This window comes from Rhodococcus sp. Q (genome assembly GCF_005503035.1).
GTDB lineage: Bacteria > Actinomycetota > Actinomycetes > Mycobacteriales > Mycobacteriaceae > Rhodococcus_G.
In genome coordinates this window covers 31,982-56,743 of record NZ_SCOY01000017.1, presented here as the reverse complement: position 1 = coordinate 56,743, position 24,762 = coordinate 31,982, and the positions used below count along the sequence as shown (strand labels likewise).

General features: G+C 71.2%; 1 protein-coding gene (running past one end of the window). It reads right to left on the bottom strand.

Annotated features, from left to right (window positions below; translation table 11 throughout):
* Positions 1 to 24,762: the 5' portion of a non-ribosomal peptide synthase/polyketide synthase gene (locus tag FFS72_RS16595; RefSeq protein WP_137874979.1), read on the bottom strand. It extends 18,708 nt beyond the left edge of the window; 24,762 of the gene's 43,470 nt are visible here — the first part of the coding sequence; its start codon is at positions 24,760 to 24,762; its stop codon lies off the left edge, out of view.

The window sequence follows — 24,762 nt, the reverse complement described above, 5'->3', positions numbered from 1 at the left end:
GGGACCGCCGGCGAATGCGTCGTCGAGGTCGATGCCGTCGACTCCGAGCCGCACAGGGAACGCGCTGGTGAACCAGCCGACGGTGTTCGCGAGGTCGGCGCCGGGTACGGCCTGCTCCTCGCGGCCGTGGCCTTCGAGGGTGACGAGCGCTCCGGGTGCGTCCACACCCCGGTCCCGTCGCCACTTGGCGACGGCCAGTGCGAGCGCGGTGAGCAGGCCGTCGTTGGTGGTGCCGTGCACCATTGCGGGCACCCGGCCGAGCACGGCCTCGGCGACGTCGGCCTCGAGTTCGATGCGCAGGTCCTCGATCGTCGACACCGTGTCGACGGACGGGTCGAGCGCGCGGGATCCGAGCAGCGGATCCTCGCTGCCCAGGATGGACTGCCACAGTGGCAGTTCCGGCATGCGGGCCGGGGCCTCGTCGACGAGCCCGTGCGCCCAGCGCCGGAAGGAGGTGCCGACCACGGACAGCTCCGCACCCTGCCCCTGCGTGGTGCGGTACCAGGCGAGCGCGAGATCGGGGACGAGTGCGCGCCAGGAGACGCCGTCGACCACCAGGTGGTGGGCGACGACGAGGAGGCGGCCCGCGCCGCCCTGAGTGGGGTCGAGCCAGACGAACTGGATCATCGATCCCGCGTCGGGGTCGAGTCGGGTTGCCGCGCGGCGCATCTCGGCCTCGGCGAGGGACGAGAACGCGTCGGTGCCGGGCAGGTCGGTGACCGGGACGCGGGTGACGACGGCGTCGGCGGACACGTCACCGGCGGCGGACACCTCGAGGCGGCCGCCGTCGCGCACCAGGCGCGACCGCAGCATGTCGTGATGGTCGAGGACGGTCTGCACGGTGGCGTGCAGGTCGGCCTCGGCGACCTCGGCGGGCAGGGTCAGCAGCACGGCCTGCGAGAACTCGTCGAACTCGCGCAGGTGCTCGATCATCCACCGCATGATCGGGGTGAGCGGCATCTCGCCGACACCGCCGCCAGGCAGCTCCTCGAGGACGACTGCGTCCTCGCCCACCGTTGCGACCTTGGCGAGGGCCGCGACCGTCCGGTGCTCGAACACGGCACGGGGCGGGAAATGGATGCCGGCGGCCTTCGCGCGGGACACCAGCTGGATCGACATGATCGAGTCGCCGCCGAGGGCGAAGAACGAGTCGTCGACACCGACCGAGTCCAGCCCGAGCAGCTGCGCGAACAGCTCGCACAGCACCCGCTCGACCTCCGAGTCCGGGCCACGTGAGGTGCGGACCCGGGCCGCGAGATCCGGTGCGGGCAGCGCCTTCCGGTCCAGCTTGCCGCTCCGGTTGAGCGGGAACTCGTCGAGGGTGACGAACACCGCAGGCACCATGTACTCGGGCAGCCGGTGACCCAGAGCGGCGACCAGTGCCGCCTCGTCCACCGCGACACCCGGAGCGGGCACGACGTACCCGACGAGCAGCTGCTGCCCCGGAGTGTCCTCCCGCACCAGCACCGCCGCCTGCGCGACGGCATCGTGGTCGCGCAACGCGGCCTCGATCTCGCCGAGCTCGATCCGCAGACCACGCAGCTTCACTTGGAAGTCGGTGCGACCCAGGTAGTCCAGTTCGCCGGACGCCGTCCAGCGTGCGAGGTCGCCGGTCCGGTACATCCGGGACCCGGCACCACCGAACGGGTTCGCGACGAACCGGTCCGCGGTCTGCCCGGCCATGGCACCGTAGCCGCGGCCGACGCCGACGCCGCCGACGTACAGCTCGCCGGGCACGCCGGCGGGCTGCAACCGCAGACGCTCGTCCAGGACGAAAGTGTCGATCCCGGGCAGGGGAGTCCCGATCGGCACCGAGCCGCGTTCCTCGCGGCCGACCTCGTGGAACGACACGACGTCCGATGCCTCGGTGGGGCCGTAGCTGTTGAACACCCGCAGCCCACCGTCGATCAACGACCGCAGCGGCGGCAGTTTCACGGCCTCGCCACCGAGGAACAGCATCCGCAGCCGCGCCAACACACCGTCGGCGTCGGCGTCGACGACGGCCTCGAACGCGGACGGTGACATGTTCATCACCGCAACGGGATTCGCGGAGACGAGCGCCAGGATCCGATCCGGGTCGAAGCCGGGGTCGGCGAGGTGGACAGTGGCACCGGACGTCAGCGCCGCCCACACGTTCTTCTGCGTCAGGTCGAAGCTCGGCGACGACGCGATCAGCACACCGTCACCCGCCGCGAGGGCCAGCTGCCGCCGGTACCAGTCGACGGTGTTCGCGATGCCCGTCATCGGCACCAGCGTCGGCTTCGGCCGTCCCGTCGACCCGGACGTCGTGATGACGTAGCCCAGTCGGGCATCGGAATCGACGGCTCCGGCAGTGCCGCCGAAGGGGACGTCCGCACCGTCTTCGGGGACCGTCAGCACGAGCGCACCCGCGAGTGCGTCGCCCACACCGGCGCGGGCAATCCACTCCGGGGTCGACACGACGACCGGTGCCTGCGTGTCGGTCACCAGCGCGGAGATCCGGTCGAGCGGGCTGGCGGGGTCGACGGGCGCGTACGCCGCGCCGACCTTCCACGCCGCGAGCATGCCGACAATCCACTCCGCGGACCGGTCCAGCACCAGCGCGACGACGTCGTCACGGCCGATTCCGTTGTCCGCCAACAGGGTGGCCAGAGCGTCGGCGCGGCCGACGATCCGGCCGTAGGTGTGGGCCTCCCCCGCCGCGGTGACCGCAACCGTGTCCGGCGCGGCCGAGGCCGCGTCACCGACAAGGTCGATCAGAGACCGCTCCAGCACCGGTGCCGCGGCGCCACGCGAGTGCGACAGCAGCAGGTCACGCTCGGCGGCGTCGAGCAGGTCGAGATCACCGAGCGCGACGTCCGGCGCGGAGAGCAGCACCTCGAGCAGCTGCAGGAAGCGGGCCGCCAATCCGCGGACGGTCGACTCGTCGAACAGCGCCGTCGCGTAGCTCAGCGAGGACACCATGTCCGCGGGCTCACCGGACTCGCCGCGTGCGTCGCTGACCGTCAGCTGCAGGTCGAACTTCGCGACGTCGAAGTCGGAGGTCAGTCCGCTCACGGTCAGACCGGGCAGCTCGAAGTTCGCCTGCGCGTTGTTCTGCATCGTGAACATCGCCTGGAACAGCGGCGAGTACGCCGTGGACCGGGCCGGTGCGAGCACATCGACGAGCTGCTCGAACGGCATGTCCGCGTGGGTGAATGCGGACAGGTCGGTCTCGCGGGCGGCGTCGACCAGGGCCGCGAACGTGGTCTCCGGAGAGACGTCGGCGCGCAGCACCAGGGTGTTGACGAACATGCCGACCAGGTCGTCGAGCGACTGCTCGCCGCGACCGGCGACCGGGGTGCCGATCGCGATGTCGGTCTCACGACCCAGCCGTGACAGCAGCACAGCGAACGCGGAGTGCAGCACCATGAACAGGCTCGCGCCGCGGGTGCGGGCCAGCTCCAGCAGTCGGGCGTGGGTGGCGGCGTCGATGACGAACTCGACATTCGCGCCTGCCGTCGACTGCACCGCAGGACGCGGCCGATCCATCGGCAGGTCCAGCACCTCGGGCAGACCGGCCAACTGCTCACGCCAGTAGGCGCTCTGCGTGCTGACGAGCGACTCCGGGTCGTCGAGCGACCCGAGGGTCTCGTGCTGCCAGATCGCGTAATCGGCGTACTGCACCGGCAGCGGCGTCCACTGCGGCGCGGCGCCGTACGACCGGGCGCCGTAGGCGATCATTATGTCGCGGGCCAGCGGCGCCACCGAGGCACCATCCGCGGCGATGTGGTGCATCACCACGACCAGCACCCGGTCGGTGGACGAGATCTCCAGCAGCGCGAGCCGCACCGGCGGCGTCGCCGCGGTGACGTCGAAGCCGCGGGCGATCAGCTCGACGGCGCGGCCGACGACCTCCGCCTCGGTGACCCCGACCCGGTCGAGGGACACGTCGAGATCCGAGACCGGCAGGATCTGCTGGTACGGGCCGTCAGCCGAGTCCGGGTACACGGTCCGGAGCACCTCGTGCCGGGCCAGGACGTCGGCGACGGCGAGCTCGAGTGCGGCGACGTCGAGGTCGCCGGACAGGCGCACCGCCAGCGGCACGTTGTACGCGGCCGAGTCGGTGTCGAACTGGTTGAGGAACCACATCCGCCGCTGCGCGAGCGAGAGCGGGATCCGCGCCGGACGAGGACCGGCGACCAGGGCGCGTGCGGAGTCCGCCGACGAATGCTCCACCCGGGCAGCGAGTTCCGCGACCGACTGGGCGTCGAACAGTTCCCGCACCCCGATCCGCACACCGAGGGCGGCGCTGACGCGGGCGGTCACCTTGGTGGCGGACAGCGAGTTGCCGCCGAGATCGAAGAAGCTGTCCAGGACGCCGACCCGGTCTACACCGAGCACCTCGGCGTAGACCCCGGCGATCATCTCCTCGGTCAGCGACCGCGGCGCCACGTAATCGGCTCCGGGGACGACGAACTGCGGCTTCGGCAGGGCCCGCCGATCCAGCTTGCCCGCCGGGGTGAGCGGCACCTCGTCGAGCGCGATGACGTGCGACGGGACCATGTACGCGGGCAGGAACTCCGCTGCGAACGCGCGCAGCGCATTCTCGTCGACGGCGCGGCCGGCAGCCGGCAGCACGTACGCGACGAGGACGGTGCCACCGTCGGGCGCGGTGACACCCTCGGTGGTGACGAAACCGACGCTCTCGTGGCACGCCAGGGTGCCACTGATCTCGCCGAGTTCGATGCGGAAACCGCGCACCTTCACCTGGAAGTCGGTGCGGCCGACGTACTCGAGGGTGCCGTCGGCGGTCCAGCGGACCACGTCACCGGTGCGGTACATCCGCTCACCGGGACGCCCGAACGGGTTGGCCACGAAGCGTTCCGCGGTCAGCGGTCCGCGGGCGTGGTAGCCACGGGCCAGGGCCGGGCCGGACAGGTACAGCTCACCCGCGACACCGACCGGGGCGGGCCGCAGCCGGCCGTCGAGGACGGCGACGCGGATACCGCGGGTGGGGGCACCGATCGTGATCGGCTCGCCGGCCTGCAGCGGCGCCGACACCGTCGACCACACCGTGGCCTCGGTGGGGCCGTACAGGTTGAGCATCGTGCGGCCGGGTGCCCAGCGGGCCACCAACTCCGGCGGGCAGGCGTCACCCGCGACCGCGAGCACGCGCAGCGCGTCGAGGCCCGCCGGGTCCGCCGCGGCGAGCGCGGCCGGGGTGATACAGGCATGGGTCACCTGTCGGTCCCGGAGGAACTCGGACAGCTCCACACCACCGAACAGGTCGGCGGGCGCGATCACCAGCGTCGATCCGCTGCCGAACGCCATCATCATCTCGAAAACCGACGCGTCGAAGCTCGGGGATGCGAACTGCAGTGTCCGCGACCGCGGTTCGATCAGCATGTGCGACCGCTGCTCTGCGACCAGGTCCGCGAGGCCACGATGGGTGACCACGACCCCCTTCGGCAGACCCGTCGATCCGGAGGTGTAGATGACGTAGGCGGCGTCGTCCACCAGCACCGGGCGGGCCGGTTCCACGGCGCCGTCGTCGGCGGCGGCGAGGCTGTCGGCGGCCTCGTCGAGCACCAGCCAGTCCACGTGCCCGGACAGCGCGGCGCGGTGCCGCGACGTCGTGACACCCACGGCCACACCGGAATCGGTGAGCATGTGGGCGATGCGGTCGGCCGGGTAGTTCGGGTCGACGGGCAGGAACGCGGCACCGGTCTTGGCGATCGCCCACACCGCGGTGACGGTGTCGATCGACCGGGGCATCGCGACTGCGACGAAGGATCCTGCACGCACCCCCCGGTCCATCAGGACGCGGGCGAGCCGGTTGGAGCGGGCGTCGAGCTCGCGGTAGCCGATCCGGGTGTCGCCTGCGTCGACGGCGTCCAGGGCCGGGTCGGCCAGGGCCGCGTCGGCGAGGATCTGCGGCAGGGTGCGGTGCGGGAGGCCCTCGGGCCCCGCCACACCGGAGAGCCGGTCCTCCTCGCTGGGGTCGAGGATCGGCACGTCACCGACCGGGATGGTCGGATCGACGACGACGGTGGACAGGATCCGCACCAGCCGGTCCGCGAAGGTGCGGACGGTTGCGGCGTCGAACAGGTCGGTCGCGTAGTCGAACGAGGCCCGCATGCCGTCCGGGCGGCCGTCCGCATTCACCTGCTCCACGAGAGAGAGCTGCAGGTCGAATTTCGCGACGTCGGCGGTGATCTGCTCCGGCGTGATCGCCAGTCCGGGCAGGTCCAGTCGCACGTCGTTCGCGTCCTGGAAGTCGATCGCCACCTGGAACAGCGGGTGGTGCGACTGGGACCGGGACGGACTGATGGCGTCGACGAGCCGCTCGAACGGCAGCTCGGTGTGCGCGAACGCGCCCAGGTCGACACTGCGGGTGTGCTCGAGCAGGGTCGCGAAGTTGGTCTCCGGCTCGACCCGGGTGCGCAGCACCATGGTGTTGACGAACATGCCGACCAGCGCGTCGAGCTCCGGCTCGCCGCGGCCGGCGATGGCGGTGCCGATCGCGATGTCGGTGGTGGTGCTCAGGCGCGCCAGCAGCACCGCGAGGGTGGCGTGCATGACCATGAACACGGTGGCGCCCTGCGCGCGGGCGATCTCGCCGACCGCGCGGTGCACCTCGGCGTCGATGGTGAACTCGACGCGGCCGCCGCGCATCGACGCACGGGCGGGCCGCGGCCGATCGGTCGGCAGGTCCAGCTGGTCCGGCAGCCCGGCCAGCGCCGACGTCCAGTAGCCGAGCTGGGCCGCGGCCCGGGACTGCGGATCCTCGGTGTCGCCGAGCAGGTCACGCTGCCAGATCGCGTAGTCGGCGTACTGCACCGGCAGCGACGTCCACTGCGGCGCCTCCCCGCCGATGCGGGCCGCGTAGGCGGTCATCAGGTCCGTCACCAACGGTGTGAGCGAGACGCCGTCCGCGGCGATGTGGTGCATGACGAGCACGAAAACGTGTTCGGTGGGCGACAATTCGAGCAGTGCGGCCCGCACCGGCACCTCGGCGGTGACGTCGAAACCTTCGGTCGCGAGGGCGGTGATCCGCTCGACCACGCGGTCGGCGGCAACCGTCTCCACTGCAAGGTCGAGTTCGACAGCGCCCAGGGCGTGCACCAGCTGGTGGCCACCGTCGCCGGTGTCGGGGTACGAGGTGCGCAACGCCTCCTGCCTGCCGACCACGTCGCGCAGCGCGGCACGCAGCGCCGCGCCGTCGAGGTCGCCCGACAGCCGCACAGCCAGCGGAATGTTGTACGCCGCGGAGTCGGGATCCATCCGGTTGAGGAACCACATCCGCTGCTGTGCGAGCGAGAGCGGCAGCTGCCCGTCGCGGGGCTGCGGCACCAGCGCGGGTCGGGTGCTGTCGCCACCGCGGACCACCCGAGCGGCGAGCTCGGCGACGGTGCGCGCCTCGAACAGGTCCCGGACACCGATCCCGGTGCCGAACACCTGATTGATCTGTGCGACAACGCGGGTCGCGATCAGTGAGTTGCCGCCGAGGTCGAAGAAGTCGTCGGTCGCGCCGACCCGCTCCGCGTTCAGGATCCTGCCGAAGACCTCGGCGACGCCGATCTCGACGTCCCCGGCGGGCGCGACGTACACCGCGGCACCGGCGAACTCGGGCGCCGGCAGCGCCGCGCGGTCCACCTTGCCGAGGGCGGTCAGCGGCACCTCGTCGAGCACCACGATCACCGACGGCACCATGTACGGCGGCAGCGTCGCCGCGACGGACGCCGCAAGCGCATCGGTGTCCAGGCGCGCCCCGGCCACGGGCTGCACGTAGGCGACCAGCGCCAGGTCACCGGCCGGTCCCGGCCGGCCGACGGTGACGGCGAACGCCACCGACCCGTGCGCGGACAGGGCGGCGTCGATCTCGCCGAGCTCGACACGGAATCCGCGGACCTGCAACTGGAAGTCGGAGCGGCCGACGTACACCAGATCGTTAGAGTCGCTCCAGCGAACCACGTCACCGGTGCGGTACATCCGCTCCCCCGATGCGCCGTACGGGTTGGCGACGAACCGCTCCGCGGTCAGGCCACGGCGCGCGTGGTAGCCGCGGGCCAGGCCCGCGTTGGTGATGTACAGCTCGCCGGGGGTGCCGACGGGCACCGGACGCATCCGGGCGTCGAGCACCAGCGCGTGCACGCCGCGCATCGGCGCGCCGATGGTGATCGGTACACCCGGCGCGAGGGGTTCGGTGATCGTGACGATGACCGTCGTCTCGGTGGGGCCGTAGGCATTGCGCAGCCGGCCACCCCAACGGGCGGCGAGCTCCGGCGGGCACACGTCGCCACCGACGACGACCCGCTCGACGAGGTCGAGACCGGTGGCGTCGATCGTCTGCACCGCCGTCGGCGTGCTGACGACCAGGGTGATCCGCTGCTCGCGGATGAAGCCGGCGAGCTCCGTGCCGCCGTACAGGTCGGTCGGGGCGATCACCATGGTGGCGCCGGCCGCGAACGCGGCGAGCATCTCGCCGACCGCCGCGTCGAAGCTGATCGCCGCGAACTGCAGCACCCGCGACGCCGACGAGGTGCCGTAGTACTCGACGAGGTCGAAGGCCAACGATTCCAGGCCGCGGTGTGGCACCGCGACACCCTTGGGCAGACCGGTGGTGCCGGACGTGTAGATCAGGTAGGCGACGTGGTCCACCGACAGCGCCGCGGTGCGGTCGGCGTCCGTCAGCGGCGTAGCGGACTCGTCCGCCACCGCCGTGGCGAGATCCGCCGAGTCCAGCGCCAGCCAGCCCGCGGCCGGGCGGGCCGTATCCGGAAGCTCCGAACCCAGTGCCGTGGTGGTCAATCCGACCACCGCACCGGAGTCGGTCACCATGTGGGTGATCCGATCCGCGGGCAGCTTCGGGTCGATCGGCACGTACGCGCCGCCTGCGGCAGCGACGGCCCAGATCGCGACCATCGCGTCGATCGACCGCGGCATGGTCAGCGCCACCACCGTGTCCGGTCCGACGCCGAGGCGGATCAGGTGCCGTGCCAACCGGTTCGAGCGGGCGGCCAGCTCCGCGTAAGTGACATGCTCGCCGTCGGACTCGATCGCAATCCGGTCCGCGTTCCGAGCGGCCGAGTCGTCGAAGATCGCGGCCAGTGTCCGCGGCGCCGCCGCGTCGGCGCCGCGTCGGGCGACGAGCGACGCCGTCTCCGCCGCGTCCAGCACGGCGAGATCCCCGACCGGGGTGGTCGGCGCGGCGAGGGCCTCGGTGAGCAGGCGACGCAGCCGCTCCCCGATCCGCGCCACGCTCGACTCGTCGAACAGATCGGTGGCGTAGGTGAACACCAGGTCGGCACCGGCTGCGACACCGTCGCTGCTCAGGCTCCGCTCGTCGGCGGTCTCCAGCACGGTGAGCATCAAGTCGTACTTGGCTGAACTCGTCGGCACGTCGAGCGCGTCGACGTCCAGGCCGGCGAGCTCGAACCGGGACGGCGCCGCCGACTGGAACGCCAGCGCCACCTGGAACAGCGGCGAGTACGCCGTCGACCGCGGCACGTCGAGGACCTCGACGAGCTGCTCGAACGGGATCTCGGCGTGCTCGAAGGCGGCGAGGTCCGCGGTCCGGGTGCGGGCGACGAGGTCGTCGAAGGTCTCGGTCCGGTCCACGACGGTGCGCAGCACGAGGGTGTTGACGAACATGCCGACCAGGTCGTCGAGGGCGCGTTCACCGCGGCCACCGACCGGGGTGCCGACGGCGATGTCGTCGCTGCCGGCCAGCTGCGCGAGCAGCGTCGTGTACGCGGCGTGCATCACCATGAACGGCGTCACCGAGTGGCGGCGCGCGTAGGCGGTGACCTGCGCATAGAGCTCCGCCCCGAGAGCGAGCCGGAGGTCGGCGCCGCGGGTGGACTGCGCGTGCGGGCGCGGGCGGTCGGTCGGCAGGTCGAGGCGGTCCGGCAGCCCGGCGAGCGTCTGCCGCCAGTACCCGACCTGCGCGGCCGCGAGCGACTGCGGGTCGGCGGCATCGCCGAGCACGGCGCGCTGCCAGATGGCGTAGTCCGCGTACTGCACGTCGAGCGGTGCCCAGGTGGGCACCTCACCCGCGGTGCGGGCGCCGTAGGCGATCATCACGTCCCGCGCGAGCGGGCCCATCGACAGTGCGTCACCCGAGATGTGGTGCAGGACGAGGACGAGCACGTGCTCGCCGCGGGCGTCACCGTCGGCCACGCGCAGCAGCCGCGCGTGCAGCGGCACCTCGACGGTGACGTCGAATCCGCGGGTCGCGGTCTCCGCGACGACGGCGGGGAGATCCGCCGACGTCACGTCCAGCGCGGTGAGGTCCGGAACCACGCCGGCCGCGGGCACGACCACCTGGTGCGGGCCGGACTCCGAGTCCGGGAACATCGTCCGCAGCGACTCGTGCCGCTCGATCACGTCGGCGACCGCGGCCTGCATCGCGGCGACGTCGAGGCCCCCGACCAGGCGAACCGGCAGCGGCAGGTTGTAGGCGGGCGAGGACGGGTCGTAGCGGTTGAGGAACCACATCCGCTGCTGCGCGAGCGACAGCGGCACCGTGGCGCCACGATCCTGCCGCGCCAGGGCCGGCCGATCCCGGCGGTCGGACTGGGCCACCCGGGCCGCGAGCTGCGCGACGGACGGCGCCTCGAACAGATCCCGGACCCCGACCCGGACACCGAGGGCGGCACTCACCTGCGAGACGACGCGGGTCGCGACGAGCGAGTTGCCGCCGGCGTCGAAGAAGCTCTCCAGGGCGCTGATCCGCGGCACGCCGAGCACGTCGGCAAACACCCCGGCCACGACCTCCTCGACCGGGTCGCGGGGAGCGACGTACTCGGCCGCCGTCAGGTCGAACACCGGCTCCGGCAACGCCTTCCGGTCCAGCTTGCCGCTGCCGTTGAGCGGGAACTCGCCGAGGACCATCACCACGGCGGGCACCATGTACGACGGCAGCGACTGCGCGGCGTGCGCGGCCACCTCGTCGCCGGCTGGCGCGGCGTCGCCACTGGGGACGACATAGCCGACGAGCTGGTCTCCGGTGTGCGCGTCGGTGCGGACCACGACGACGGACTGGCTGACGCCGGGCGCGGACAGCAGCGCCGCCTCGATCTCGCCGAGCTCGATCCGGTTGCCGCGCACCTTGACCTGGAAGTCGGTGCGGCCGATGTACTCCAGGACGCCATCGGCTCGATGACGCACCAGATCGCCCGTGCGGTACATGCGCTCACCGGCACCGCCGAACGGGTCGGCGACGAAGCGGTCGGAGGTGAGGTCGACGCGCCCCTGGTAGCCGCGCGCCAGCTGGACGCCTGACAGGTAGAGCTCACCCGCAACACCCACCGGAACGGGCTGCAGGCGCGAGTCGAGCACGTACAGACGGGTGTTCCACATGGGGACACCGATCGGGACGGTGCCGCGGTCGTCGGCGGTGTGTCGCCAATAGGTGACGGCCAGCGACGCCTCCGCGGGGCCGTACAGGTTATCCAGCGGCGCGGACGAGAGCGCCCGGAACCGCTCAGCGGTCTCGATCGGGAGGGCCTCACCGATGGCGATCACCGCACGCACCGAATCCGCAATGCGCGCAGACGAATTCGAGACGAACATCGCAAGCATCGACGGCACGAACTGCACGACCGTGACTCGCTCGTCGACCATCAGCTGCGACAGGTACTCGGGATCGCGGTGGCCGTCGGCGCGGGCGATGACGAGCCGCGCGCCGGTCTGCAGGGTCCAGAAGAACTCCCACACCGACACGTCGAACGTCATCGGGGTCTTGAGCATGACTGCGTCGTCGGTGGTCAGCCGATACTCGCCCTGCATCCAGCGCAGCTGGTTGACCAGACCGGCGTGGGGCACCGAAATGCCCTTGGGCCGGCCGGTGGAGCCCGACGTGTAGATCAGGTTTGCCGGATGTTCCGGACGCAGCGGCGTGATCCGCTCCGCGTCGGTGACCGGGACGGAGGCCAGGGTGGCCGTGTCGATCTCGTCGATCCGGAGTGCGGGCGCGCCCACGGGCAGAGCGTCGGCGTCGCGCGAGGTGGTCAACACACAGACCGGTGCCGCGGAGTCGAGGACGTAGCCGTTGCGCTCGGCGGGGTGGTCCGGGTCCAGCGGCACGTACGCGCCACCGGCCTTGAGGATGGCGTACATGCCGACGAGCAGGTCGACGCTGCGGCGGATCGCCAGGCCCACCACCGACTCCGGGCCGACGCCCAGACCGATGAGGTGCCGCGCGAGGCGGTTGGCCCGCGCGTCGAACTCCGTGTACGTCAGCTGCTCGCCCTCGAACACGAGAGCCACCGCATCCGGGGTGCGCGCGACCTGCGCGTCGAACAGCGCCGCAAGCGTGTCGGCGCCCTCCGCGACCTCCGGCACCACGTACGAGGTGTCGTTCCAGGTGTCGAGCACCAGGATGCGCTCGTCCTCCGAGACGAGGGCGATGTCGCCGACCGCCACGGACGGGTCGGCAGCGACCGCGGTGAGCACGGCGGTCAGCCGCGCCGCGAACCCCTCCGCCGTGGACCGGTCGAACAGGTCGCTCGCGTAGGTGAGGACGACGTCGATGTCACCGGGCACACCCTGCGCATCGGTGGTGTCGGTGACGGTCAGCTGCAGGTCGAACCGCGACTGGCCGGTCTCGAACTCTGTGGGCGCGACGGTCAGACCCGGGAGCTCGAGGGCGGCTCGGGTGACGTTCTGGAACCACAGCGACACCTGGAACAGCGGATGGTAGGCCGCGGACCGGGTCGGGTTGAGCGCCTCGACGAGCCGCTCGAACGGAATGTCGGTGTGGGTGAACGCCGCCAGGTCCCGTTCGCGGACACGACCGAGCAGGTCGGCGAAGGAGGCGTTCTCGTCGACCTCGGTGCGCAGCACGAGGGTGCCGACGAACATACCGACGATGTCGTCGAGCGCGGCCTCCCCACGGCCGGCGATCGGCGTGCCGACGGCGATGTCCTCGCTGCCGGACAGCCTCGCAAGCAGCACGGACAGGGCCGCGTGCACGACCATGAACAGCGTCGAATTCGTCTGCCGCGCAACACCGAGCAGGCGGGCGTGCAGGTCGGCGTCGAGAGTGAAGGCCACGTCCCCGCCGCGGTACGACTGCTGCGCGGGCCGCGGCCGGTCGGTCGGCAGCTCCAGCAGGTCGGGCAGGTCCGCGAGCACGGTGCGCCAGTGGTCGAGCTGCCGGGCGGCGAGGGACTGCGGGTCCTGCTCGTCACCGAGCAGTTCCCGCTGCCAGATTGCGAAGTCGCCGTACTGCACGGGCAGTGGCGCCCACGCCGGCGCCTCGCCGGTGGTGCGGGCGGTGTAGGCGACCATCAGGTCACGGGCCAGCGGCGCCGACGACCAGCCGTCGAAGGCGATGTGGTGCAGGACGAAGACCAGGACGAACTGTCCCTCGGCGACCTGCAGCAACCTCACCCGCAGCGGCGGGGCGGCCGTCACGTCGAACGGAGCGGTCGCCAACGCGACCACTTCCCGTTCGAGGTCCTGCTCGGCGACAGCGGTGACCTCGAGGTCCGCGGCCGCCGCCACCCGCTCGGCGGGCAGTACCACCTGGTGGGGGCCGGACTCGGAGTCCGGGTACACGGTGCGCAGCGTCTCGTGCCGCTCCAGCACGTCACGCATCGCCGCGCGCAGTGACTGCACGTCGAGAACACCGGTGAGCCGGATCGCAAACGGCATGTTGTAGGCGGCCGATTCCTGGTCGAACCGGTTCAGGAACCACATCCGCTGCTGGGCCAGCGACAGCGGAACCTCGCGGTTGCCGGCGCGGGCAACGAGCGCGGGACGCGTCGCTGCGTCGTCGCCGGCCTCGGCACGCAGTGCGAGCTCCGCAACGGTCGGCGTATCGAAGATCGCACGCACACCGAGGCTGATCCCCATCGCGGCGTTGATCCGGGAGATCACCTGCGTGGCGATCAGAGAGTTGCCGCCCAACTCGAAGAAGTTGTCGGTGGCACCCACCCGGGCCGCGCCGACGACGTCGGCGAACACGCCGGCGACGATCTCCTCGACCGGTGTCCGTGGCGCGACGTAATCGACGCCCTCGAACTCGATCTGGGGTTCGGGCAACGCGCGCCGGTCCAGCTTGCCGGACGCATTGAGCGGCATCGCATCGAGCACGACGATCGCACTCGGCACCATGTACGTGGGCAGCGTCCGGCCCACGAAGGCGGTCACGTCCGTGACGTCGGCGACGGCGCCCTCATGAGCGACCACATAGGCCACCAACTGGTCACCGGTGTGCGGATCACGGTGCAGGACGACGACCGACTGGGTGACGCTCGGATGCGCCACCAGCGCGGCCTCGATCTCGCCGAGCTCGATGCGCTGACCGCGCAGCTTCACCTGGAAGTCGGTGCGGCCCAGGTATTCGATCTGACCGTCGACGTTCCATCGCACCAGATCACCAGTGCGGTACATGCGCGACCCGTCGCCTGCGGACGAGTCCGCCACGAACCGGTCGGCGGTCAGGTCGGCGCGGCCGTGGTAACCACGGGCCAGCTGGATGCCCGACAGGTACAGCTCACCCGCGACACCGACCGGGACCTCCCGCAGGCGGGCGTCGAGAACTCGGGCCGCTGTGTTCCACACCGGCCGTCCGATCGGCACCATCGACACCGACTCGGCCTGCTGCGTGTCCCACGCGGTCGCGTGCACCGCGGCCTCGGTCGGACCGTAGAGGTTGTGCAGCTCGGCGGTGCCGACCGCACGGAACCGCTCGACCACGTCGACCGGCAGCGCCTCGCCCGCGGCGAAGACGACCCGCAACGAGTCGACCCGCGCCGCCCGGATGGAATCGACGAAGATCGCCAGCATGGACGGCACGAACGACGTCGCCGTCACACCGTGGGCGGCGATCGTGTGCGCCAGGTACTCGGGATCCCGGTGGCCGTCGGCGGTGGCGACGATCATCCGACCGCCCGAGACCGTCGGGACCCACAGCTCCCAGAGCGAGACGTCGAAGGTCGGCGGCGTCTTGTACAGCACCACGTCGGCGGCATCGAACCGGTAGGTCTCGGCCAGCCACCGCACCTGGTTCACGATCGCGCGATGGCTGACCGCAACACCCTTGGGACGGCCGGTGGAGCCGGACGTGTAGACCACGTACGCGACGTGATCCGGGTGCAGCGGCTGCAGTCGCTCCGCATCGGTGATCGGCCCCGCCGAGTACCCGTCGAGACGGAGCTCGTCGACGGCCACCGTCCGATAGCCGGCGGGCACCGGACCGTCGGCGGCGGTCGTCAGCACACAGATCGGGTCCGCGGACTCGAGGACGTACTCGGTGCGGTCGATCGGGTGGTCCGGATCGACCGGGACGTACGCCGCGCCGGCCGCCGCAATCGCCTGGAATGCCAGCACCGCGTCGACCGAGCGCCGCATGAACACGGCGACCCGGGACTCGGGGCCGACACCCTCGTCGATCAGTTTGCGCGCGAGCCGGTGGACACGTTCGCCGGCCGCACGGTAGGTCAGTTCCTCGTTCTCCGACACCAGGGCAACGGCATCCGGGGACCGGTCGAACCGCTCGGCCGCGAGGGACGCGAGGGTGCCGTCACCGTCCAGGTCGACGACCGTGTCGTTCCACCGGGCGAGCGCGCTCCGCTGCTCATCGTCCGCGAGCTCGACGTCACCGACCGGCATGTCCGGGTCGGTGACGACACCACCGAGTACCGCGGTGAACCACCGCGCGAACCGCTGCACGGTCGGCTCGTCGAACAGGTCCGTCGCGTACAGGAAGGTGACGTCGTATCCCCCGCCGGCCTGCTCGCCGACAGTGACCTCGAGGTCGAACTTCGACACCGCGGTCTCGATGCCCTCCGCGGCAACGGTCAGGCCAGGCAGGTCGATGCGCGGGTCGGTGAAGTTCTCCAGCGCGAACTGCACCTGGAAAAGCGGCGAATGCGCGGTCGAGCGAACGGGATTGAGCACCTCGACGAGCCGCTCGAAGGGCACGTCCGCACGCTCGAAAGCGGCCAGGTCACGGGCGCGGACCTGCGCGAGCAGATCCGTGAACGACGCCGAACCGTCGACCGTGGTGCGCAGCACCAGCGTGTTGACGAACATGCCGACCAGGTCGTCGAGCGCCTTCTCGCCGCGGCCGGCGACGGGCGTACCGACGGCGATGTCGGACTCGCCGGAGATGCGGGACAGCAGCACCGCGAGCACCGACTGCAGCACCATGAACGGCGTGGAGCGGTGCGCGTGCGCGAGCTCGTCGATCGCCCGCCGCGTCTGTGCGTCCAGCGAGAACCGCACGCGCGCACCGACACCGGACTGCTCCGCCGGACGCGGACGGTCCGACGGCAGGTCCAGGACGTCGGGCAGCCCGGCCAGTTCGCCGGTCCAGAAGTCGATCTGCCGCGCCGACAGCGACTCCGGGTCCCGCTCGTCGCCGAGCAAGTCGCGCTGCCAGATCGCGAAGTCCGGGTACTGCACCGGCAGTGGCGCCCACACCGGCGGCACCGACTGCGTGCGCGAGGTGTAGGCCAGCACCAGATCCCGCGCCAGCGGCGCCAAGGACCAGCCATCGGTCGCGATGTGGTGCATCACCAGGGTGAGCACGTGCTGATCGGGTCCCAGCGCGAACAGGAAACCCCGGACCGGGATCTCCCGGGTCACGTCGAACCCAGCGGATCCGAGTTCGATTGCGCGGGAATGTAGTTCGGCCTCCGTCACGACAATGGGGGCGAGGTCGAGGTGCACCTCCGACAGCGGCAGCACCACCTGCTCCGGACCGTCCACCGTCTCCGGGAACACCGTGCGCAGCGCCTCGTGCCGATCCAGGACGTCGCGCAGCGCCTCCGCCATTGCGGCGGCGTCGAGGTGCCCGGACAGCCGGATCGCCAACGGCACGTTGTAGGTGCCCGCCGCGGGATCGAGACGGTTCAGGAACCACATGCGCTGCTGCGCGAGCGACAGCGGGATCCGCGCCGGACGGGTCGACGCGACCAGCGGCAGCCGGTCCGTGGAGCCCGTCGCGGCCTGCTCGACGCGCACCGCGAGCGCACCAACCGTCGAGGCCTCGAACAGATCCCGGACGCCGATCGTGGTGCCGAGCGCGGCGTTCACCCGCGCGGTGACCTTCGTGGCGATCAGCGAGTTGCCGCCGAGGTCGAAGAAGTCGTCGGTCAGGCCGGCGCGATCGACGCCGAGCACCTCGGCGAAGACCTTCGCGACCAGTTCCTCGACCGGCGTCACCGGCGCGACGTAATCACTTGCGGCAGAAGCGAACACCGGCGCAGGAAGGGCGCGGCGGTCCAGCTTGCCGACCGGGGTCAGCGGCACCTCGTCGAGGACGACGACCGCCGACGGAACCATGTAGGCGGTCAGCGACTCGGCGACGAACGCCGTCAACGCGGCCACGTCGACGACGGCACCCGGGACGGGGCGGACGTACGCGACGAGCTGCGTCTGGCCGTGCTCGTTGTCGACGCCGATGGTCGCGGCGAAGTCCACGGCGGGATGCGCGGTCAGTGCCGCGTCGATCTCGCCGAGCTCGATGCGGAAGCCACGCACCTTGACCTGGAAGTCGGACCGGCCGATGTACTCGATCGTCAGCGCGGCATCGTTCCCCGTCGCTGCGCTCGCCCCGGTGCCATCCCCCGTCGCTGCGCTCGCCCCGGTGCCATCCCCCGTCGCTGCGCTCGCCCCGTAGGTCCACCGGACCAGGTCGCCGGTGCGGTACATGCGGGTACCCGGATCGGCCGGGTTCGCGACGAATCGTTCCGCGTTGAGTGCGGCGCGGTCGTGGTAGCCGCGGGCCAGGCCGACGCCTGCGATGTAGAGCTCACCGGTCGCACCGACCGGCACCACGCGCAGGCGCTCGTCGAGGACAAGTGCCGACACCCCGCGGATCGGGCCGCCGATGGTGATCGGGGCACCCGGCGCCATCGGGTCGCTGATGGCGGCCATGATGGTCGTCTCGGTAGGTCCGTACCCGTTGTACAGCCTCCGACCGGGCGCCCATCGGGTGACGATCTCGGCGGGGACCGCCTCGCCGCCGGCGACCAGGTGCTGCAGGCTGTCGAGCCCCGCAGGGTCGACGGACGCGAGTGCGGACGGCGTGACGAAGGCGTGCGTGACCTGCTCGGCGACGATCAGGTCGTGCAACTCGGCGCCACCGAACACCGTCGGCGGCGACACCACCAGCGTCGCGCCGGTTCCGAACGCCATCGTGAATTCGAGGATGGACGCGTCGAAGCTCGGGGACGCGACGTGCAGCACCCGCGAGTCGGGAGTGACGTCGTAGCGCTCACGCTGCTCGACGGCGAAGTTCGCGAGGCCCGTACGGGTCACGACGACGCCCTTCGGCAGACCCGTCGACCCCGACGTGTAGATCATGTACGCGGACTGGTCGATTCGGCCGACGCCGCGCTCCGCTTCGGACAGCGGAGCCGCGGAACGCTCCGCGACCAGCGCTTCGAACTCGGCGGTGTCGAGGACCAGCCAGTCGGTGTCGCCGCCGGGCAGCAGTGCCCGCTCGGCCGTCACGGTCAATCCGATACGGGCACCCGAATCGGTGAGCATGTGCTCGATGCGGTCCAGCGGATAGTTCGGGTCGACGGGCACGAAGGCGCCGCCGGCCTTGAGCACCGACCACATCGCCACAACCGAGTGCAGCGATCGCGTCATGCCCAGTGCCACAAAGGTTTCCGGGCCGATTCCGCGGTCGGTCAGCACGCGTGCCAACCGGTTCGACCACTCGTCGAGTTCGCGGTACGTCAGCTCGCGGCCGGCAAAGGAGACAGCTGTCCCCTCGGAGTTCTCGGCACACGCTCGCGCGAAGAGCTCGAACCCGCCCGCGTCGGGCGTCGCCGGAATCCCACGAACCGGGGCGAGGCGGGCACGTTCGGCCTCGTCGAGGATCTCCACGCCACCGATCGGCGCGGTCGGATCGGCGACGACGGCCGCCAGGATCCGGGTGAAACGGTCCATCAGCCGCAGCGCCTCGTCGCGGGTGAACGCGGTGGGCAGGAACTTCACGGCGAAGCGAAGCGCCGGATCCTGCAGCGCGACGAGCGTCAGCGGGTAGTGGGTGGCGTCGTTGACGCCGATGTCGAGCACCCGCATGCCCGCGATGTCGGTCGCCGCGGACAGCGCGTCCCGGTCGACCGGGTACGACTCGAACACCGTCAGGGTGTCGAACAGGGCACCGAGTCCGGCAGCCCGCTGGATGTCCGTCAGACCGGTGTGGTGGTGGTCGAGCAGGTCCGCCTGCTCGCCCTGGATCCGGCGAACCAGATCGGCGATCGCCTCGTCCTCGTCGAAACGGACCCGCACCGGCAGGGTGTTGATGAACAGGCCGACCATCGTCTCGATGCCGGGCAGCTGCGGCGGACGACCGGACACCGTCGCGCCGAACACGACGTCGGTGCGACCGGTCAGGCGAGCGAGCAGCACACCCCACGCGGTCTGCACGATCGTGTTGGCGGTGACGCCGAGGTCGCGGGCGAGCGCCACGACACCGGCCTCGACGTCCGCGTCGAGCGCGACGTCGATCTGCTCCGGCACGGGGAGCGCCGCGCCGGGACTGCCGGCCGCGATCAGCGTCGGCTCCTCCAGACCGGACAGGGCCCGCGCCCACGCGTCGCCGGACTCCTGCGGATCCTGCCTGCCGAGCCACTCCAGGAAATCCCGGTAGGAGCGGCCGCGGGTGAGGACGGACCGGTCCCCCGCCTGTGCGTACAGCGCGAGCAGGTCCTGCAGGATCAGCGGCAGGGACCAGCCGTCGAGCAGCAGGTGATGATTGGTGATCGCCAGCCGGTAGGTGTCCGTGCTGCTTCGCACGAGCAGCATGCGCACCAGCGGCGGCGCGGCGACGTCGAAACGCGCGACGCGGTCCGCGTCGATCAGCCGGGTGGCTTCGGCGTCGGCGTCGGCGGGCTCGCGGTCCGTCAGGTCGACGAGGGTGAACGGCACCACGGCCTCGTCGACGACGATCTGCGCCGGCTCACCGGCCTCGTCGTAGACGAACGCGGCCCGCAGGCTCGGATGCTGGTCGACAAGCGCCTGCCCCGCGGCCCGCATCCGGTCCGCGTCGACGATTCCTCCGAGGTCGAGCACGATCTGCGCGGTGTACACGTCGACGGACTGTTCGGTCAGCGTCGCGTGGAACAGCAGGCCGGACTGCAGCGGGGACAGCGACCACACGTCGCTCAGCGACGGGTACCGCTGCTCCCACGCCTCGATCTGGTTCTGCGTGACGGTCACCAGCGGCAGATCGGACGGGGTGTACCCGCCCGCCGCGCCGGACGCCGCGAGCACCGCGAACGCGTCGAGCGCGCGGTGCCACAGCGACGCCAGCTCACCGACCGCCTCCGCGCCCAGCACCTCGGACGCGTAGGCGAACGTCGCGGTCAGCCTGGTGCCGTCGGCGGAATCCGCGGCAATGGCGTCGATCGCCAGCGCCGCGGACAGTGCCATGCCGGGGTCACGGTGTGCGCCGGTCCCGAGCGAGTCGCCGTCCGGCATCCAGCCGACGGCCTGCAGCTCGGCGGGAATGTCACCGGCCGACAGTCGGCCCAGGTAGTTGAAGGCGATCTGCGGACGCGCCCAGTCGCGCATCAGCTCCGCGGTGTCGCGGCGCAGGTGGCGCAGCATCCCGTAGCCGATGCCGTGATCCGGCACCGCACGCAGCTGCTCCTTGATCCGCTTGATCGCGACCGCGGCGGCCGGGCCGCCCGCGAGCGCGTCGTCGAGATCGACGTCGCCGAGGTCGAGACGCATCGGGAACACACTGGTGAACCAGCCGACCGTGCGCGAGAGGTCCGCACCCGGAACGACCGCTTCCTCGCGGCCGTGGCCCTCGAGGTCGATCAGGGTGGACGCCTCCGTGAGCCCGCGTCCGCGACGCCAGGCGGCCACCGCGACCGCGAGGGCAGCGAGCAGCGCATCGGACACCCCGGCCCGGAACTGCGCCGGCAGCGCGGTCAGGAGTACGTCGGTCGTCGCGGCGGACAGTTCCACCTCGAGCCTGCCCTCGGTCGCGGCCACGTCGACCGCACCGTCGAGGGCGCGCGACCCCAGCAGCGGATCGCTGCCGTCGACCACGGTGCGCCAGAAGTCGAGTTCTGCTCCGCGCTGCGGCGACTGCGCCGCGTCGACCAGTCCGTGCGCCCAACGGCGCATCGACGTGCCGATCTCGGGCAGAACCGGCACCTGGCCCGCGGACACCTGCATCCACGCCATCGCGAAATCGGGAACGAGCACACGCCAGGACACACCGTCGACGGCGAGGTGGTGCACGACTGCGAGGATGCGGTCGTCGGTGCCGTCGGCGGAGACCAGCCGGACGAACTGCGCCAGGACACCGGTGGCCGGGTCGAGTCGCCCCGCGGCCAGGGAGGTTTCCCCCTCGATCTGCGCCGCGAACGCGTCGGTGCCGGGTGCGGCGGCCGCGTCGACGTCGACGATGAGGTCGGTTGCCTGCACCGCTCCGGCCGCGCGGGTCACGAACCGCAGGTCCGCGCCTGCGCCGGTGAGCTGCCCGCGCAGCAGGTCGTGGCGGTCCAGGACGGCCTGCACCGTGGCAGCCACCCAGTCGCGGTCTGCGCCCTCCGGCAACGTGAGCACGAGGGCCTGCGCGAAGCCCGAGTGGTCACCCAGCTCGAGCATGGTGTGCACGATCGGTGTCAGCGGGAGCTCGCCGACCCCGCCGCCGGGCAGTTCCGCGAGCCGGACGACATAGTCGGCGGCGTCGACGAACCGGGCGACCTCGGCGAGCCCTGCCACGGTGCGACGTTCGAAGACGTCACGCGCGGTGAACGACAGTCCCGCGGCCTTCGCACGCGACACCAGCTGCATCGAGACGATGCTGTCGCCGCCGAGTTCGAAGAAGCTGGCATCGACACTGACCCGGTCGAGTCCGAGAACCTGCGCGAACACGCCCGCGATGCGGTGCTCGAGCGCGTTGCTCGGATCGCGGTGCTCCGTCGACGCGGCACCCTGCTGCGGGTCCGGCAGCGCGGCCCGGTCGAGCTTGCCGTTGACCGTCAGCGGAATCTCGTCCAGCACGACGACCGCGGCCGGAACCATGTAGTCGGGGAGCTGTCGGCCCGCGAACGCGAGCACATCGACCACGTCGACAGTCGAACCCGGTTCCGCGGGCAGCACGTACGCCACGAGCCGGTTCTGACCGGCCGCGCCCACCCGGACCTGGGTGGTCGCGAACTCCACCGCGGGATGCCCGCTCAGGACGTCGTCGATCTCGCCCAGTTCGATGCGGAAGCCGCGGACCTTGACCTGGAAGTCGGCGCGGCCGACGTAGTCGAGTTCACCATCCGCCGTCCAGCGAACGACGTCACCGGTGCGGTACATGCGTTCGCCTGCGGCACCGAAGGGGTTGGCGACGAAGCGTTCGGAGCTGAGCCCCGCGCGCCCGTGGTAGCCGCGGGCGAGGCCCGGGTTGGCGATGTAGAGCTCGCCCGAGACGCCGATCGGGGCCGGCCGTAGCCGGGAGTCGAGGACGAGTGCGTGCACGCCCCGCATCGGCGCGCCGATCGTGACCGGCACCTCCGGCGCCAGGGGCTCGGTGATCGTGACGATGACGGTCGTCTCGGTCGGTCCGTACGCGTTGCGAAGTCGGCCGTTCCAGCGTGCCGCCAGCTCCGCGGGCAACACGTCTCCACCCGTGATGACCCGGACGATCGAGTCGAGACCCTCCGGATCGAGTGTCTGCGCCGCGGGCGGCGTCGAGACGAGAGTGGTGACCTGTTCGCGGGAGATGAGCTGCGCGAGATCGTCGCCGCCCAGAACGGTCGGCGGTGCGACGACGAGGGTGGCGCCGTGCGCGAACGCGGCGAGCATCTCGCCGAACGCGGCGTCGAAGCTCGGAGACGCGAACTGCGCGACCCGGGCATCCGGGGTCACGGAGTAGGTGACGCGCAGGTCGGCCGCCAGCGTCGACAGGCCGAGATGCGGGACGACGACGCCCTTGGGCTTGCCGGTCGAACCGGAGGTGTAGATGACGTACGCGGGGTTGCCCGCGCGGACCGGCGCGACACGGTCGGCGTCGACCACCGGGGACGCCGATTCCGCGGCGCACAGGTCGGCGAACTCAGCGGAGTCGAGAACCAGCCAGTCGACGGACTCGGGCAGGTCACCGCGATGTGCGGCCAGCGTCACGCCCTGCCGGACCTGCGAGTCCGTGACCATGTGGACGATGCGCTCGATCGGGTAGTTCGGGTCGATCGGCAGGTAGGCGCCGCCCGCCTTCGCGATCGCCCACACGGCGAGAACCGATTCGAGCGACCGCGGCGCGGCCAGCGCGACGAAGCTCTCCGGTCCGACGCCCTTCGACACCAGCACCCGAGCCAACCGGTTCGCCCGCTCGTCGAGCTCGCGGTACGTCCAGTCGGTGCCCTCGAACGTCACGGCGACCCGGTCCGGGTGGCGTGCCGCGGTGTCGCTGAAGATGTCACCGAGCACGGTCGGTGCCGCGGCCGCCTCGCCGCGACGATCCGCGAGCCACACGACCTCGGCCTCGCCGACGTAGTCGAGGTCCGAGACCGGTGTGTTCGGGTCGGCGGCGACGAACCGGGCGAGGAAGTCGAAGAACCGCTCGTGGTGCCGCTCGACCTCGTCATCGGAGTACCTGGCGGGATTGCCGATGAAGTCGACGTGCGTGGAGCCGGTGCCCGTCTCGTACAGGTTCAGCATCAGGTCGTCGACCGGGCCCGACGAGAGCACGTGCAGGTGCGACTCGATCTCACCGAGACGCAGATCGCCCAGGCCCATCATGATGTTGACGACGGGACCGAAGTACGACCGCTCCGCGCCCTGGACGCCGAGGTCGCGTCGAATGTCCTCGGCGCGGTAGCGCTGATGGCGCAGCGCGCCGACCAGCTGCACCTGAACCGACTCGAGCAGCTCACGAATCGGGGTGTCCTCGCGAACGGTGACACGCAGCGGCACCACGTTGGAGACCATGCCGCCTGCGCGGCGCATCGCCGCGGTCGTGCGTGCGGACACCGGCAGGGACAGCAGGACGTCCTCCGTGCCCGTCATCCGGCCGAAGTAGGCAGCGAACGCGGCGATGGTCGCCGGCGCGAACGACGGGCCCGCTTCGGTCATCTGCGCGACGGTGTCCACCGACAGCGGCGCGCTCGCGACCCGGCTCAACGCCTGCGGGGGCGCCTGGCGGGGTGCGAAGCTCACCGGCTCCGGCAACCCCGTCGCGATCTCGCGCCAGTAGTCGCGGTCCGTGGAGAAGCGTCCGGAGCTGCGGTACTTCTCCTCCGCCTGGTAGAGCGCGAACAGCTCGTCGTTACGGGGCTCGGGCAGGTCGACGCCTTCCAGCGCCTGCGTGTACAGCTCGGCCGTCCGCGTCATCAGGGTGATGGCACCGAGGCCGTCGAGCGCGACATGGTGGCACCGCGCGTACCAGTAGTGGTGGCCGGGGGCAACGGTGAGAACCGCGCACAGGATCAGTGGCGCGGACAGCAGGTCGAGCGGCGCCGTGTACTCGGCGCGCATCCACTCGTGCGCTGCCGCGACCGGATCGGCCTCCGCGGAGAAGTCGATGCGGACGACGGACTGGTCGATGTCACGGTCGATGATCTGGAAGGGACGTCCGTCGACGTCGATGAGGCGGAGGTAGCCGGATCCGAGTTCCTTGCCGACGACGATGCTCGCACGCTCGAGCAGGTCCAGGTCGAGATCGCCGCGGAGCTCGACGTACTGCGCCATGTTGATCGGCACATCGGGATTCAGCTGCTGCGAGAGCCACAGTCCGAACTGGGCGGCCGAGAGAGGAAACGCTCCTGAGGGAACACCCCCATCTTCCCCCGGCCCAATTCCCTGGTTCGTCGCCTCGTCCAC